Origin of the sequence: Denitraticella aggregata (assembly GCF_048158365.1) — a bacterium.
GTDB lineage: Bacteria > Pseudomonadota > Gammaproteobacteria > Burkholderiales > Rhodocyclaceae > Azoarcus_F.
Map to the genome: position 1 here is coordinate 28,605 of NZ_JBLLNL010000014.1, position 15,405 is coordinate 44,009.

General features: G+C 64.8%; 15 protein-coding genes and 1 pseudogene. 7 read left to right on the forward strand and 9 right to left on the reverse strand.

Annotation, left to right across the window (positions count from 1 at the left end):
* Positions 1 to 138 precede the first annotated feature (138 nt).
* Positions 139 to 396: pseudogene (locus ACKVEX_RS14725) on the reverse strand (thiamine pyrophosphate-dependent enzyme); the annotation flags it as partial.
* Positions 396 to 2,150 carry an acetate--CoA ligase gene (gene acsA, locus ACKVEX_RS14730; RefSeq protein WP_473216496.1) on the reverse strand — a complete coding sequence of 585 codons (1,755 nt, stop codon included), beginning with the start codon at positions 2,148 to 2,150 and terminating at the stop codon, positions 396 to 398. The pseudogene ACKVEX_RS14725 and the gene acsA, both read right to left, overlap by 1 nt.
* Before the next feature lie 182 nt (positions 2,151 to 2,332).
* Here acsA and ACKVEX_RS14735 point away from each other — a divergent pair, with 182 nt between their 5' ends.
* A complete protein-coding gene (locus tag ACKVEX_RS14735; RefSeq protein WP_473216497.1) occupies positions 2,333 to 3,655 on the forward strand; it encodes a ferredoxin reductase family protein in 1,323 nt (440 codons plus the stop codon).
* A 3-nt stretch (positions 3,656 to 3,658) separates the two neighbouring features.
* On the forward strand, positions 3,659 to 4,069 hold the full coding sequence (locus tag ACKVEX_RS14740; RefSeq protein WP_473216498.1) for a c-type cytochrome: 411 nt from the start codon (positions 3,659 to 3,661) through the stop codon (positions 4,067 to 4,069).
* Between the two features lie 468 nt (positions 4,070 to 4,537).
* Here ACKVEX_RS14740 and ACKVEX_RS14745 read toward each other — a convergent pair whose 3' ends face one another.
* From ACKVEX_RS14745 to ACKVEX_RS14770, 6 genes are all read right to left on the reverse strand, one after another.
* Positions 4,538 to 5,743: an ABC transporter substrate-binding protein gene (locus ACKVEX_RS14745; protein WP_473216499.1), complete on the reverse strand. Its 1,206-nt coding sequence runs from the start codon at positions 5,741 to 5,743 to the stop codon at positions 4,538 to 4,540.
* Positions 5,744 to 5,811: 68 nt separating this feature from the next.
* Positions 5,812 to 6,759, reverse strand: coding sequence for a branched-chain amino acid ABC transporter permease (locus tag ACKVEX_RS14750; protein ID WP_473216500.1), 948 nt, complete (start codon positions 6,757 to 6,759; stop codon positions 5,812 to 5,814).
* A gap of 49 nt (positions 6,760 to 6,808) precedes the next feature.
* Positions 6,809 to 7,681, reverse strand: a complete 873-nt coding sequence (locus tag ACKVEX_RS14755; protein ID WP_473216501.1) for a branched-chain amino acid ABC transporter permease — start codon at positions 7,679 to 7,681, stop codon at positions 6,809 to 6,811.
* 15 nt (positions 7,682 to 7,696) lie between these two features.
* Positions 7,697 to 8,404 (reverse strand): ABC transporter ATP-binding protein, encoded by a 708-nt coding sequence (locus ACKVEX_RS14760; protein WP_473216502.1) that lies wholly within the window; start codon positions 8,402 to 8,404, stop codon positions 7,697 to 7,699.
* The gene (locus tag ACKVEX_RS14765) at positions 8,401 to 9,294 is read right to left on the reverse strand and encodes an ABC transporter ATP-binding protein (RefSeq protein WP_473216503.1); all 894 of its coding nucleotides are present in this window, start codon (positions 9,292 to 9,294) and stop codon (positions 8,401 to 8,403) included. The genes ACKVEX_RS14760 and ACKVEX_RS14765 overlap by 4 nt, the downstream gene beginning before the upstream one ends.
* Before the next feature lie 140 nt (positions 9,295 to 9,434).
* Complete coding sequence (locus tag ACKVEX_RS14770; protein ID WP_473216504.1) at positions 9,435 to 10,931, reverse strand: MFS transporter; 1,497 nt, start codon at positions 10,929 to 10,931, stop codon at positions 9,435 to 9,437.
* A gap of 247 nt (positions 10,932 to 11,178) precedes the next feature.
* Here ACKVEX_RS14770 and ACKVEX_RS14775 point away from each other — a divergent pair, with 247 nt between their 5' ends.
* Both ACKVEX_RS14775 and murB read left to right on the forward strand, forming a co-directional pair.
* Positions 11,179 to 11,640: a PACE efflux transporter gene (locus tag ACKVEX_RS14775; protein ID WP_473216505.1), complete on the forward strand. Its 462-nt coding sequence runs from the start codon at positions 11,179 to 11,181 to the stop codon at positions 11,638 to 11,640.
* Positions 11,630 to 12,670, forward strand: coding sequence for a UDP-N-acetylmuramate dehydrogenase (murB, locus tag ACKVEX_RS14780; RefSeq protein WP_473216506.1), 1,041 nt, complete (start codon positions 11,630 to 11,632; stop codon positions 12,668 to 12,670). The genes ACKVEX_RS14775 and murB overlap by 11 nt, the downstream gene beginning before the upstream one ends.
* Before the next feature lie 4 nt (positions 12,671 to 12,674).
* Here murB and ACKVEX_RS14785 read toward each other — a convergent pair whose 3' ends face one another.
* The gene (locus ACKVEX_RS14785) at positions 12,675 to 12,926 is read right to left on the reverse strand and encodes a hypothetical protein (RefSeq protein ID WP_473216507.1); all 252 of its coding nucleotides are present in this window, start codon (positions 12,924 to 12,926) and stop codon (positions 12,675 to 12,677) included.
* A 164-nt stretch (positions 12,927 to 13,090) separates the two neighbouring features.
* Between ACKVEX_RS14785 and ACKVEX_RS14790 the strand changes: the two genes are divergently transcribed.
* The 3 genes from ACKVEX_RS14790 (at position 13,091) to ACKVEX_RS14800 (ending at position 15,348) form a co-directional block, all read left to right on the forward strand.
* A complete protein-coding gene (locus ACKVEX_RS14790) occupies positions 13,091 to 13,342 on the forward strand; it encodes a hypothetical protein (protein ID WP_473216508.1) in 252 nt (83 codons plus the stop codon).
* Between the two features lie 303 nt (positions 13,343 to 13,645).
* Positions 13,646 to 14,704: a TRAP transporter substrate-binding protein gene (locus ACKVEX_RS14795; protein WP_473216509.1), complete on the forward strand. Its 1,059-nt coding sequence runs from the start codon at positions 13,646 to 13,648 to the stop codon at positions 14,702 to 14,704.
* A gap of 53 nt (positions 14,705 to 14,757) precedes the next feature.
* A complete protein-coding gene (locus ACKVEX_RS14800) occupies positions 14,758 to 15,348 on the forward strand; it encodes a TRAP transporter small permease subunit (protein WP_473216510.1) in 591 nt (196 codons plus the stop codon).
* Positions 15,349 to 15,405 lie beyond the last annotated feature (57 nt).

The following is a 15,405-nucleotide window of genomic DNA, read 5'->3' on the forward strand; positions in this document are numbered from 1 at the left end:
CCAGCGTGCCTGACAATTTACGGTAGTCGCCCTCGGGCACGCTGACGCCGAGGCGCGCTTCGATCGCGGCGAGGATGTTCTGGGAGTCCAAGGAGTCGATCTCGAGCTGCTCCCGCCAGGGGCGGCCGGCACGCTGCGTGCGAGCGCGTGGCCGTGCTCGCGATAGATCGCCAGCACCGCGTCGGTGTCGCGCAGCGCCGGCATCACGCCGGTGGCGATCGCCTCCTCGCCGATGTAAAGGTGCAGGAAGCCGCGGATCTTCGCGGCGCTGTAAAGCTCGGCGCATTTCTCCTCGAAACGGCGGATGCCCACCATCTGCCACAGCGCGGCTCGCGCGGCGCTCGCATCACAGATGATTTCGCGGATGTCGGCCGCGACCAGGTTGGGTGTCGTCATCAGGATTGCTCCAGCGTCGAGGTATCACCTTCGGGCAGTCCGAGCTCGTGCGCCTTCAGCAGCCGGCGCATGATCTTGCCGCTGCGCGTCTTCGGCAGCGAAGGCTGGAAGTCGATCTCCTTGGGCGCGAATGCCGGTCCGAGGCGCTTGCGTGCAAAGCCCAGGAGTTCGCGCGCGAGAGCGTCGGATGCGTCGAAGCCGGGCTTGAGCGCGACGAAAGCCTTGACCATCTCGCCGACTACCGCGTCCGGCTTGCCGATGACGCCCGCCTCGGCCACGGCCGGATGCTCCATCAGCGCCGATTCGACCTCGAACGGGCCGATCAGATGGCCGGCCGACTTGATCACGTCGTCTGCCCGACCGACGAACCAGAAATAGCCGTCGGCATCGCAGCGGGCCAGATCGCCGGTCAGATACCAGTCCCCGACGAAGCACTTGCGATAGCGCTCGTCCTCGTGCAGGTAGGCGCGAAACATCGACGGCCAGCCCACCCGCAGCCCGAGCTCGCCTTCCTCGTCAGGGCCGGATAGCGGTTCGACCGAACCGTCGGGCAGATGCCGCAGCACCGTCGCGTCGATACCGGGCAGCGGCTTGCCCATCGAACCCGGGCGGATGTCCATGGACGCGTAGTTCGAGATCATGATGCCGCCGGTCTCGGTCTGCCACCAGTTGTCGTGGATCGGCAGACCGAAGGCCTCCAGGCCCCAGAATACCGCCTGCGGATTCAGCGGTTCGCCGACGCTCGCGATGAAGCGCAGCTGCGGGAACGCGTGTGCGCGGGCACCGGACGTACCGCCCTTCATCATCATGCGGATCGCGGTCGGCGCGGTGTACCACACGTTCACGCGCTCCGTCTCGACGATGCGATACCAGCGCTCCGCATCGAACTCGGCCTCGTCCACCACAAGGGTCGCGCCGATCGTCAGCGGCGCGATGATGCCGTAGGACGTGCCGGTGACCCAGCCCGGGTCGGCGGTGCACCAGTAGACGTCGTCCGGTCGCAGGTCGAGTGCGAAACGGCCGGTGGCATGATGCGCGACCACGGCCCGATGGACGTGCAGCGCGCCCTTGGGCTTTCCGGTGGTGCCGCTGGTGAAGTGCAGCAGCGCTGGGTCCTCCGGGCCGGTGGGTGGAATCGTGTAGTCGGGAGGCGCGGCGTCGAGCAGTGCCGACAGTTCGACCGTGCCTTCAGGCAGTTGCACATCATCGTCATCCCGGATCACCAGCACATGGCGAAGCGTCGGCAGCATGTCGCGCACCGGCTGCACCTTGCGCCGGTAAAGGCTGGTCGTCGTCACCAGCAGGCGACCCTCGCCGATGTTGAGCCGTGTCGCGATCGGTTCCGGACCGAAGGCGGAGAACAGCGGCGTGACCACGCAACCATGCTTGAGCGCACCGACTACCGCCACGTACAGCTCGGGAATGCGGCCTGCGAGCAGGAACACGCCCTCGCCCCGGCTCACCCCGAGCGCGCGCAGCGCGTTCGCGAAGCGCGCGCTCTGCGCGGCGAGCGCCGCGTAGCTGATGTCGCGCCGCTCTTCATTGCGCCCGATCCAGCGGATCGCGGTCCGCCCCCCATGGCCGGCCTGCAGGTGACGGTCGACCGCCTCGTGCGCGATGTTCAGCCCCCGGCCGTCGGGCAGGCCGTCGAGCGCGCGCGCGGCTTCCTCCCAGCTGAAGCGCGCACGAACCGATGCATAATCGTCCAGCACGGCACCGTGCGATGCGGCCGGATTCTTGTGGATGATGTCCATGGCAGGCCTGTCTCCGTAGCCGTCGCATGGATTATAGGCAGGCGGTGACCGGCTTTCCCATCCGCATGCCCCGATGCGGGCAAGCCGTGCCGTGTTTTCGGTGCCGGGCCGCAGCCGGGCAGGTATAGTTCGATAATGAATGTCGAGCTGGCCGGTTTCCGACGATGCGGTGGAGGCGGAAAGTGAGCAGGGTCTTTTCCGCATCACTCTGGGTGGGTCTGTATCTGGCGCTCGTCAGCGCACCGTTGTGGCTGTTGCTCGCGGGCGAGATCCCGCCGGGCGGCGGACCGTGGTGGGACCTGGCCATGGCCTTCGGCTTTGCCGGCCTCGCGGTCATGGGCGTGCAGTTCGCGCTCACCGCGCGCCTGCGCAGGGCGACCGCGCCGTTCGGCATCGACATCATCTATTACTTCCATCGCCTGGCCGCATACATCGGCATCGCGCTGGTGCTCGCGCACTTCGCGATCGTTCAGGTCCTCCATCCGGACGCGGTCGGCGTGGTGAATCCGCTGCAGGCGCCCGGCTACATGAGTGCCGGGCGGCTGTCGTTGATCCTGTTCCTGGTGGTGATCGTGAGCTCGGTGTGGCGCAAGCAGCTGGGCATCGAGTACACACGCTGGCGGATCCTGCACACGGTCGCGGCCACGAGCGCGGTCCTGCTAGCGATCTGGCATGTGATCGGGGTCGGGTACTACACCGAGGCGTTGTGGAAGTACCGGCTGTGGATCGCATACAGCGGCTTTTGGCTCATGCTGGTCGTCTATGTGCGTGTGGTCAGGCCGTGGAGCATGCTGCACCGGCCATACCGTGTGGTCGAGGTGCGTCCGGAGGGCGGGCGGACGACCACGCTGGTGCTCGAACCGGACGGACATGCGGGCATGCGCTTCTCGCCCGGCCAGTTCGCATGGCTGACGCTGCGTGGCTCGCCCTTCAGTTTCGAGGAGCATCCGTTCTCGTTTTCCGGCAGCGCCGCCGCGCAGACGGGGTGCATCGAGTTCACGATCAAGGCGCTCGGGGACTTCACTGAAGCCATAGCCGGAGTCCGGCCGGGCGAACGGGCGTGGCTGGATGGTCCGTACGGCGTGTTCAGTGTCGATCGCTATCCTGCGGCGCAAGGTTTCGTGTTCGTCGCGGCCGGCGTCGGCATTGCGCCGATCATGTCGATGCTGCGTACGCTGGCCGATCGCGGCGATCCTCGCCCGATGACGCTGATCTATGCCGACGGCGACGCGGAAGCGATGATCTTTCGCGAGGAACTGGAGGCGCTGCAGACCCGGCTCGAGCTCGAGCGGGTATGCGTGCTCGAGCGCCCACCCGAGGGTTGGTCCGGCGCGCGAGGCCGGATCACGGCCGAGCTGATCGAGCGGTTCGTGCCGGCCGATCGCGGTGGCTTCGAGTACTTCATCTGCGGTCCCCAGCCGGTGAGCGACATCGTGCAGCGACAGCTTTGCAGCATGGGGGTTAAGGGCGCGCGGGTACATTTCGAACTGTTCGACATGGTGTAGCGGATGCGAGAAGAACTGGCGCGCTGGGTGGCCCTGCTGACCGTCGTCGTGACGGTATCGCTGTCGGCGCTGTTCGCATGGGTGCACAATTCCGGCGACGAGCCGGAACGAGCTGCCGCCGGCCGCCTCCCCGCGGTCGCATCAAAGCTGGTCGACCATCCGGGACATGCGGTGTTCGTCGCACAGCGGTGCACGTCCTGCCATTCGGTCGGCGGCGAGGGTAGCCCCCGCTATCCGCTCGACGGGGTCGGTGCGCGTCTGGATCGTGAAGCGATTCGAAAATGGATAGTCGGCGCCCCCGAATTGCAGGACCAGCTCCCGGCCAGCGCGTTTCGCCGCAAGCAGCAGTATCAGGCCCTGCCCGACGCGGAACTGGAGGTCCTGGTCGACTGGTTGCAGATGCCGGCCGACTGATGCCGCGCGGCATCGGCTCGCACTGCGTCGCCGGTGCTGCGCGGGGCCACGCTCTCAGCTCGATTCTCCAGAGCAACATCAGGTTTTCTCCAAGCTTTCGAGCGATTCGGTGCCTACCATTGAATCATCACGACACGCTCCTCGGAGACCGATCGCCGAGATCCGGCGACTGAATCGAGACACCCCGGTCATGCTGTTCTCGGGTTACGCCGACGGACTGTCCGATGAAATGCTCGCATTGGCCCGCATCCGCAGCTTGCTCACGAAACCGGTCGAAGCGTCCACGCTGTTTTCGTCGCTTGCTGTCTTGCCCACGCCGCAGCCCCCGCCATGACGGCCGGCGTCGTGATTGACGGGGTTTGTTGCCCTTTTGTATCCCGTGCTCATCGCACGTGCACGCGGCACCTGCCCGTCGTCCCGACGATGGTCAACGTGGCCGTCACCGCGCTGACTTCGCAGAACGCGGGCTTACTCCATGTGTGCGATGGCCTCGTAGGTGTCGCCCGCGACCTTGAAGAAGTTGTAGTTGCCGGCGACGTCGCCTGCCGCGTCGAACTCGTGATCACCGGCGGCGCCCTTGTAGTCGATGTCCTTGCCTTCGGCGATCAGTTGCTTGGCCTTGGCCCACTCGCCCGGCAGGATCGGTTCGCCCGGAGCGGACGCTACCGCGCGCAGGGATTCGGACAGTCTGGCGCGATCGCCGCCGGCCTTCTCGATCGCGAGGGCCATCAGAAAGGCTGCGTCATACGAGGTCGTGGTGAAGATCGCGTCAGGGTTGCCGCCGGCGGCCGAGAACGCGGCGCGGAAGTTGTCGAGAGAGGCCGACGCTTCGCCGACCGGGGCCGACGTGAAGAAATTCTCCAGGTTATCCGCGCCGAGTTCGCGGATCACCGCGTCGGATTTCATGCCGTCGGCGCCGACGAAGTTGTTGAAGAAGTTGTTCTCCAGCGCCTGGCGCAGGATCGTCAGTCCGGTGCCGTCGCCGTAGTCGAAGATGACCAGCGTGTCGGCGCCGCCGCGCGCGAGCTGCGCGAGGTCGGACCTGTAGGAGGCCTTGCCGTCCTCATGCGCGGAGTAGCCGGCGATGGTGCCGCCGATCACCTCGAACTCGGCCTTGAAGGCCTCGGCGAGGCCCTTGCCGTAGTCGTTGTTCAGATAGGCGACCGCGACGTTGTCCATGCCGCGCGCCTTGATCGTGCGCGCCAGTGCTCGGCCCTGATAGTCGTCGGACGGTACGGTGCGGAACACCAGATCCTTGTCGTCGATGCCGGTGATCTGCGGCGAGGTGCCCGACGGCGTGATCATCAGCGCGCCTGCCGGAACCGCGACCGAATTGGCGGCGGCCAGCACCGCACCCGAGCAGTGCGGACCGACGACACCGATCACGCGGTCGATGTTGACCACCTTGGTCGCGGCGTCGGTGGCGTTCTGCGGATTGCAGGCGCTGTCGCCGACCACGTGTTGCAATGTTCCGCCGTTGCCGATGCCGCCCTGTTCGTTGACCTGCTTCACGGCGAGTTCGGAGGCCGCGATCATCGGCGGCGCCATCGCCGCGATCGGTCCGGAGATGCCGCCCAGCAGCGCGATCCGCGCGTCCTGGGCCCAGGCCGGCGTCGTGATCAGCGCGGCACCCAGCAGTGCAGTGACGAGTCCTGCAGTGGTCTTCGGTTTCATGTTCTCACCTCCAGTTTGTTGTACCCGCGGGTACGTTCGACATGGGCTGTCAGGGATGGGTTTCGCGCCTATCCGGGTTGCGCCGGCTTCTTCCTGTGTTCCTCGGGGAGGATGCCTTCCGGCCTGAACCGCAGCACCAGCTGCAACATCAGGCCGATGATGAATATCCGGATGTATTTTGCCTGGATCGCCACTTCGGTGGGCAGACGGTCGGTCAGCAATTCGGTCACCGACCAGATGATCCAGATCACCGCCGCCCCCAGGATCGCACCGCGGTTGTTGCCCGAGCCACCGAGGATCAGCATGATCCAGATCAGGAAGGTCGCGATCATCGGGTCGATCGCCTCGGGGGTGATCGAGCGGTTGAAATGCACGAACAATGCACCGGCCAGACCCATGATCGCCGAGCCGAAGATGAAGGCCTGCAGGCGGCGTCGTTCCACCCGCTTGCCCATCGCGGCGGCGGCGGCCTCGTTGTCGCGGATCGCACGCATCATGCGGCCCCACGGCGCCTTGAGCTGGCGTTCGACCAGCAGGTACACGACCAGCACCGCGATCACGACCAGCGCCAGGTAGGCCAGCTGCGACTGCACGTAGGGCAGGTCGCCGAATGGACGCGGGATGCCGGTGATGCCGCGCGAACCGCCGGTCAGCCAGTCCTCGGACTTGATGATGAGGCGGAAGATCTCGGCCACGCCGATGGTCGCGATCGCCAGGTAGTCCGAACGGAAACGCAGGCAGATCTTGCCGATCGGCCACGCGATCGCCGCCGCGACGATCATCGCGGCCGCCCAGCCCAGCAGGATCGGCCATTCGAACCCGCCGACGCGCCCTGCCGCCGGGGTGCTGGTCAGAATGGCCGACGTGTAGGCGCCGATCGCGAAGAATCCGGCGATCCCGGCGTTGAAAAGACCGGTGAAGCCCCACTGGATGTTCAGCGCGAGCGACAGCAGCGCGTAGATCCCGATCAGGATGCCCATGAATATCGCATAGTTCGCGAGTCCGATCAGTTCCATGTCAGGCCTCCCGCCAGACCGCGAATATTTTGAGCGTGGGGGCAGTCATTCACAGCACCTTGCCGTTGAGCAGCCCGCGCGGGCGGACCAGCAGGATGAGCAGCAGGATCACGAAGGCGGTGGCTGCCTTGTATTGACCGGGCACGACCAGAACCGACAACTCCTCGACCATGCCGACGATGAGACCGCCGAGCACCGCCCCCTCCACCCGGCCCACGCCCCCCAGGATGGCTGCGGCGAACATCGGCAGCAACAGGTGCCAGCCCATCATCGGCGTGAGTTCGGTGTTCACCGCCAGCATGAAGCCGGACGCGGCACACAGCGCGCCGACGATGGACCACAGCAGGATCGTCACATGGCGGTTGTCCACGCCCGACAGCCGGGCCAGATCCGGGTTGTCGGACATCGCACGCATCGCCTTGCCCCATTTCGACTTGCGCAAGAAGGTTTCCAGCACGACGACGATGATCACGACCGACAGCAGTGTGTAGAGCTCGCGCGTGCGCAGCAGGATGCCGAAGTAGCTGTCCGGCCGCACGATGCCGCGCTGATAGGTTTGTGGGTCGACACCCCAGATGACCTGCACGGCCGAACGCAGCATCAGCGCGATACCGAGCGAGGCCATCACCGTCAGGATGGCCGGGCGCTTGCGCAGGTAATCGTAGAAACCCTTGTCGATGGCGACCGCCAGGATCGCGGTCAGGACCATCGCCACCGGCAATGCGACCCACGGGTCGACGCCGAGCACGCCGACCGCCGCGAGTGCCAGAAATGCGCCCATGGTGGCCAGGTCGCCATGGGCGAGGTGCGCGAAGCGCAGGATGCCGAACACCATCGTGATGCCGATCGCACCGACCGCGTAGATCGACCCGAGCACCAGGCCGGGCACGATGTAAAAATTGATGAAGTCGAGCACCGTCATTGTGTCGCTCTCTGGTCAGCCGCCGAGGAACATCTGGGCCACTTCGCGATCTGCGAGCAGCGCGGCTCCGGTGCCCTCGTGACGATTTGTGCCGGTCGCGAGCACATAGCCGCGGTCGCAGAAGGCAAGTGCCTGCTTGGCGTGCTGTTCGACCAGCATGATGGACACGCCGCTGTCGCGCACGTCGCGCGTGATCTGAAAGATCTGCTCCATGTACTTCGGCGACAGGCCGGCGGTGGGTTCGTCCAGCAGCAACAGCTTGGGGTCGAGCATCAGCGCGCGACCCATCGCGACCATCTGGCGCTGGCCGCCCGACAGGTCGCCGGCCAGTGCCTTGCGTTTGGCCTTCAGATCCGGGAACAAGCGGTAGACCCGATCATGTGCGGCCGACAGGTCACCCTTGCGCAAAAACGCGCCCATCTCGAAGTTCTCGTGCACCGTCATCTCGCGGAACACGTTCTCGACCTGTGGAACATAGCAGATGCCGCGCTTGACGATGCGATTAGGTGCCCAGCCGGTGATGTCCTCGCCGTCGAACACGATCTGCCCGCTGCGCACGATGAGCAGCCCGAAGATCGCCTTCATCGCGGTCGACTTGCCGGCGCCGTTCGGTCCGACGATGACCACGATCTCCTTCGGCGCGACCTCGATCGTGACGCTCTGCAGGATGTCGGCATCGCCATAGCCGCCGCGCACTTGGCGCATCGACAGCACCATGCTCATAGATCCTCCTTGCGGAGCTCTTCTTCGCGTTCTTCCTCGACATGGGTGTCGTGCGACGCTTCCTCGCGCGCGGCCGCGGTTTCGCCGAGATAGGCCTCCAGCACCCGCGGGTCGTTGCGTACCGTGTCGAAATCGCCCGCGATCAACACGCTGCCTTCGGCCATGCACACCACCGGGTGGCACAGCTTCTGGATCATCTCCATGTCGTGCTCGATCAGGATGAAGGTGTAGCCCCGCTCCCGGTTGAGGATCTGGATCTTCTCCTCGAGCTTGCGCAGCAGCGTGCGGTTGACGCCGGCCGCGGGCTCATCCAGCAGCACCAGCTTCGCGTCGGTCATCATCGTGCGGCCGAGCTCGAGCAGCTTCTTCTGGCCGCCGGACAGGTTGCCGGCGCGCTCGTAGGCGACGTGGGTGAGTTCGAGAAAGGCCAGCGTGTCCATGGCCAACTGCCTGACCTCTTCCTCGCGCTTGCGTACCGCGCCCCAACTGACCCAGTTGGCGAACAGATTTTCCCCGGGCTGGCCCGGTGGAACCATCATCAGGTTCTCCAGCGCAGTCAGGCGATGGAATTCATGCGGAATCTGGAAGGTCCGGACCAGGCCCTTGTGGAACAGCGCATCGGTCGACAACGCGGTGACGTCCTCGCCGAGGAAGCTGATCCGGCCCGCAGTGGGCTGAAGCGCGCCGGCGATGACGTTGAACAGCGTGGTCTTGCCTGCGCCGTTGGGCCCGACCAGGCCGAGGATCTCGCCCTGATTGACCTTGAAGGAACAACCGTTGACCGCGTGGAAACCGCCGAACGCCTTGACGATGTTGTCGAGTTCGAGCATGCCGTTCTCAGTCACGAAGTAGTCCCATTGTCCCCTGAGTGCCCCGGTGCGCGCGATCACGCAAACGCCTCCGGGGGGTGCCCCGCCCGGAGGGAAATTCACGCTGCCGATATATTGAGGGCCAAAGTATCCGATAGGCGATATTCCGGAAAGTCAGGGATAACCCCAGTGACATTGCGAACCGGTGCGCCCCGTCCGGATCACGCCGGCTTGCGGGGTGGATCGTGTTGCTCCGCGTGCGTCTCTGATGATCCGGTGGGTTCGGCCTCACCGGTTGGCGTTACGCCAGTCTCGCGCGTCGCGTCTTCATCGCCGGGTTCGTCCTGCCTGGGTTCGATTTCACCATCGTTCGCGATCGATTCGGGCGCTTGAATCCCGGGCGTTCCGACCGGCGTTTCGATTGGGTGTGCGGCTACACCGATCGCTTCCGGATCCGGTTCGACGCCATCTTCGGCGGTGGCGCCCGCATCGCCGTGCCCGGCATCGTCGGACACGGTTTCGAGCCGGTGTTCCTCCACCGCCGCCGCCATCTCCATCGCGGTCGCCGCGGTCCTGACCATCGGCACGAACTGGGCGGGCTCCTCGACGATCTCGTCCTTACGTTGACGCGCCTGCAGGACGACGTACAGCCCAAGCGGCCCCAGCACCGCAGCGAAGAACAAGGGCATCGCCGCGGCGCCGCCCAGGCCCATCAGCAATCCGGCCAGACTGGGACCGACCATCGCGCCCAGCCCGTGCAGCAGCAGCACGCCGGCATTGCCGGACAGAATATCATCGTGCGATAAATGATCGACGAGGTGGGCGACCACGATCGGGTAGATCGCGAACGCCATGCCGCCGTACACGAACGCGGCTGCCAGCAGCGCCTGCATGTGCGCACCGAATGCGGCCATCAGCACGCCCGCGATCGCCGCGCCGCCGGAGGCGAGCGCGAGCGCATAACGGCGGTCGACCCGGTCGGAGAGACGACCCAGCGGCAGCTGCAGCAGGCCGCCGCCGACGATCGCGATCGTCATCAGCAACGCGACCCCGCTCGCATCCATGCCCAGGCGGGTCGCATACAGCGGACCCATGCTCCAGAAAGTGCCCATCGTGAGGCCAGAGGCCACCGCGCCGACCACCGCGGCCGGCGCGGCCGACCACAGACGCGCAATGGTCAGTCGTGGCACCGTGGACACCAGCGGCTGGGGCAGCCGGGTGGAGGCGACCGGCAGCACTGACAGACACACCATGATCGCGGCGATCGAGAACAGTACGAAGGTGGCTGGCGACGCCAAATGCAGGAACTGCTGCGCGGTCGCCAGCGCGGCCATGTTGACCACCATATAGAACGCGAAGATCTGCCCGCGTCGCTCGGCGGCGGTCTGCGTGTTGAGCCAGCTCTCGATCACGGTATAGAAACCCACCAGCGCGATGCCGGTGAGCAGGCGCAGACCGATCCAGACCCAGGGGTGCACGATCAGCGAGTGCACCAGCACGATCGCGGCGATGCCGGCGGCAAAGAAGTTGAAAGCCCGGATGTGACCCATTCGCCGGATCAGCGGCGGCACGACATAGGTGCCGACGAAGAATCCGAGGAAATAGGCGGAGCCCATCAGACCCAGAACCTGGTCGCTGTATCCCTCCAGACTGCCCCGCAGCGCGATCAGCGTGCTGAGGAGTCCGTTGCCGAGCAGCAGCAGCGCGGTTCCGATCATCAGCGAACCGATCGGGAGAATATGTGGAAGCATGGGACAAGTAGAACGCAAAAGCCGCCCCACTGCCAAGTCTCGAAGCCCGCCTCATCGGCACCCCCGGCGACCAATGGACCGGACAGATCGCGTGCGACGAGTCCGTGCGGTTTATTTGCTCCCTGCACGGACAGCCGCGCGGACTTGAACAGTTTCCGGCCCCGCGCTATCGTTCAATGCCATGAAAACCGCGCCTGCAGGCGCCTCGGCAGCAGTGAGCACTCCGACCCCTCCCAAACTCCGCTCCTTTCCGGATCGCCTCCGCCAGATCACCCTCTTCGAGGTGGGTGGGCTGGCCTTGATCACGCCGCCGTTCGCTTGGGCGAGCGGGGTGCCGGTCAGCGAGTCGATCGGCCTGCTGGCCCTGCTCGCGCTGATCGCCGCGATCTGGAACGGCTGTTACAACACCTGCTTCGACTGGGTGGACGGCCGTATGAGCGGGCGGGCCGCCGATCGTCGTCCGGTACGCCTGCGTGCGGTACACGCGGTCGGTTTCGAATCCGGTCTGTTGCTGATGAGCCTGCCGGTCATCATGTGGTGGACCGGCATGGGTTTCGTCGAGGCCCTGATCGCCGATCTCGCGCTCGCATCCGCTTATGTGGCCTACGCTTTCGGGTTCAACCTGGCTTACGACCGGATGTTCCCGATCGGGGTGCGCGTGCTCAATGCCGACTGAGCCGGAATCCGTTCCGCCGATCCGGACCGCTGTCGACCTCACCCCGCTGAACACCTTCGGCCTGCGTGCCCGCGCAACACGGCTGGTCGTAATCGAGCGCGCCGAGCAGCTGCGGTCGCTGATCGCGCGACCCGGGTGGGCCGAGCAGGCCAGGCTGGTGCTGGGCGGCGGCAGCAACCTCGTACTGACGGGGGATTTCCCGGGCCTGGTGATCAAGGTCGAGATTGCGGGCCGCGCGCTGGTCGACGAGGATGCCGAAGCGCGCTACGTGCGCGCCGGGGCCGGCGAGAACTGGCACGCGTTCGTGCGCTGGACACTGGCGCAGGGCTGGGGCGGACTCGAGAATCTGTCGCTGATTCCGGGTACCGTGGGTGCTTCGCCGATCCAGAACATCGGCGCCTACGGCGTCGAACTCGAGGAGCGTTTCCACTCACTGGACGCGATCTCGTTCGAGGATGGGCGGATGCGCCGTTTCGAACGTGCCGATTGCGCGTTCGGCTACCGCGACAGCGTGTTCAAGCACGCCGAGGCGGGGCGCTGGGTGATCGTGTCGGTGACCTTTCGCCTGCCCCGACGCTGGCAGGCGATCACCGGCTATGGCGAGCTCGCGCGCGAGCTGGAAGGCGCGACCGACGACGATCCGACGGCGCAACAGGTTTCCGACGCGGTGATCGCGATTCGTCGTCGCAAATTGCCGGATCCGGCCGAGATCGGCAATGCGGGCAGCTTCTTCAAGAATCCGATCGTGGCCCCGGACCTGTTCGAGGCGCTGATCGCGCAGAATCCGGCGATGCCGCACTACATGCAGCCCGACGGCAGCATCAAGCTCGCCGCCGGCTGGCTGATCGACGCGTGCGGCTGGAAGGGCCGGAACCTGGGACCGGTGGGTTGCTTCGAGCGTCAGGCGCTGGTGCTGGTCAACCGGGGTGGTGCCTGCGGTGCCGATGTGCTGCGCATCGCATCCGCGATCCAGCATGACGTGGAACGGCGATTCGGACTGCGGCTGGAGCCGGAACCGGTCTTAATCTGATGATTCATTGCCGGGGCATGCACGCTCTCAGGAATCGTTCCCACAGCGTGGTCGGTGCGGTGGTGCAGGCTCCGACGGCCACTGTTGCGGCGTGCCGCACCTGAGCGGGCCCGGGCGACGGCCCGCCCGCTGACGACTGGCCGCTCATATAGGCCTCGTATTCCGCCCGGCTCATCGTGTCCAGGTCCCAGTGCGAGGTATGCCTGAGCTTGACCTCGTCCTGATAGATCTTCATGCGTTTCGTGTTGGTGTTCACGTTGCTGCGCTCCTGTGGCGACCTGCGATAGACCGCGCGACACTGGAAGACGTTCCGTTATCGCACTACCGATGAGGCTGTCGAAGCCGAATTCGCCGCGCGAACGCGGGTCGGCCGACTATGCTGGAAAGGTCGTCAGTGCGCTTAACAGGGAGAACTCCGCCATGAAACCACTCACCCCGCTGCGTTCCGTCGCGATCCTTGGGCTTCTCGCGTTGATCGGACTGGTCTCGGCCGTTTTCGTGCTGCCACAACCGGTCGGCGCCCAGCCCAGTCCGCAACCGCAGGCGTGCGCCTGCTCCGAGGGGGTCAATCTGGGCACCGCCAACGCCCCTGTCATGATCAGAAACTGCCAGTGCGGTTCGATGAACTGCGTCGTCGTCGTGAGTTCGGGTCAGCTGCAGTGCACGCGCTGATCGCCGTCCACCCGGAGTCCGCCGGAATGCGGCTCGTCTGCGCGTCCGCTTCGCGTCGATGTACGAAAAAACCGCCGTTGTTCTGGATATTGTCAGACAAATCTTTACCGCATTAGGACAGGGGGTGCGCACGCCGGTGCTTATATCAGATTGATTTGACAAGCTTATGAAATATCGTGACTTTTCTGTGCCGCGTCGTATGGGTTTACCTTGATTGCGAGCCATGGGGGCTGTCGTTACCCTCAACCTTCGCAATTTGCCTTTGCCGCTCACATTCACAACTGAAGGAAGGAGACACACACGATGAAAAAGACTCTTGGCGCGATGCTCTTGACGACCTCGCTCGCTGTCGCAGCGCCGGCGTCGGCCGATTTCGACCGCGTTCGCTGGCAGGTTCCGATGTCGTTCGCATCCTCCCTGACCGCGCTGGGCGACACGATGCCTTGGGTGGCCGATCGTCTCCGTGAGGTCAGTGATGGTCGCGTCAATCTGCAGGTGGTTGAGCCTGGCGCCTTGATCCCCGCACTGTCGGTATTCGAGAACGTCAGCAGCGGCAACATTACCGCCGGTTATTCCTGGATGGGTTACGAGTGGGGTCAACTGCCGGTGGCGGCTTTGTTCGGCGCGACTCCGTTCGGTCTCGAATCGAACGAATTCGTTGCGTGGATGTACTTCCATGGCGGTGACGAACTGTTGAAGGAGGCGTTTGCGCCGTCCAAGGTCTATCCGATCCTGTGCGGCACGATCAGCCCGGAAGCGGCCGGCTGGTTTCGCCAGAACATCACGTCGGTCGATCAGTTCAAGGGCATGAAATTCCGTGCGGCCGGCGTGGGCGGCGAGATCATGGCCGAGTTCGGCAAGTCGGTGACGATGCTGCCAGGCGGCGAACTGTATCAGGCGCTCGAAACCGGCGTGCTCGACGCGACAGAGTTCTCGCTCCCGACCGTCGACGAGCAACTCGGGTTTTCGCAGGTTGCCAAGTTTTACGCGTTGCCGGGCTGGCATCAACCCTCCACGAACCAGTACCTGTATGTGGGCCTGGACGAGTGGAACAAGCTCAATGCCCAGACCAAGGCGCTGATCGAAAATACCTGCATGGCGGGCAACATGTACGCCGTGGCGCGTGCCGAGGCGCTGCAGGGCGCGGCACTGAAGCGCTTCCAGGAACAGGGCGTGACGCTGGTGCAATACAACGACGAGATCCTGAACGCGTTCAAGGAAGCGACCGACAAGGTCATGGAGCGCCGTTCCGCGGCCGATCCGATTTGGGCCAAGGTCTACAGTTCGATGAAGGCGTTCCAGGCCGAGCATTCCACGTGGAAGGCGCTGGGCTATCTGCCGCGTGATTTCGGCATGAAGTGATCGCGTCATAACGCGATTGAAGCGGCCCCGGAAACCAGATAACGGCGATACATATGGCTGAAGTGCATATCGAGCTCGACAAGATCGAGGAAGCGGTCACGCACAGTTCGACCGCTGTTCAATATCCACGTACCCTTCCTTCGGACATTCTCGAGGGGATCGTCGAATTCTTCGGCAAGCTGTTTTCCTGGATCTGGGTGCCGCTGATGTTGCTGGTTGTAGGCAACGTCATTCTCCGATACGCCATCGGTACCAACTACATCGCGCTCGAGGAGTTTCAGTGGCATCTTTATGCTGCTGGATTCATGATCGCGCTGTCGTACTGCTTCATTCATGACGGGCACGTGCGGGTCGATGTCCTTGCCGAGCGCCTCAGGCCGCGTACCCGTGCGTCGATCGAACTCATCGGAACGGTGGTGTTCTTTCTCCCGTTCTGTTACTTCATCCTCGAATACGCGTGGCCTTTCGTGCTGCGCTCATACACCATCAACGAGATTTCCGCGGCACCGGGCGGCCTGCCGATGCGCTGGATCATCAAGTCCTTCATCATCTGCGCCTTCGTGCTGCTCGCGATGGCCGGTGTGGCGAGGTTGATACGGGCGTTTTCATTGATCACGGGCTTCCCGCGCGCGCGGATTCGCTGACGCGGGGGTCCCGACGACCCCAAGCACACAACGCAAGATCGAAAGATCGCCTGCAGG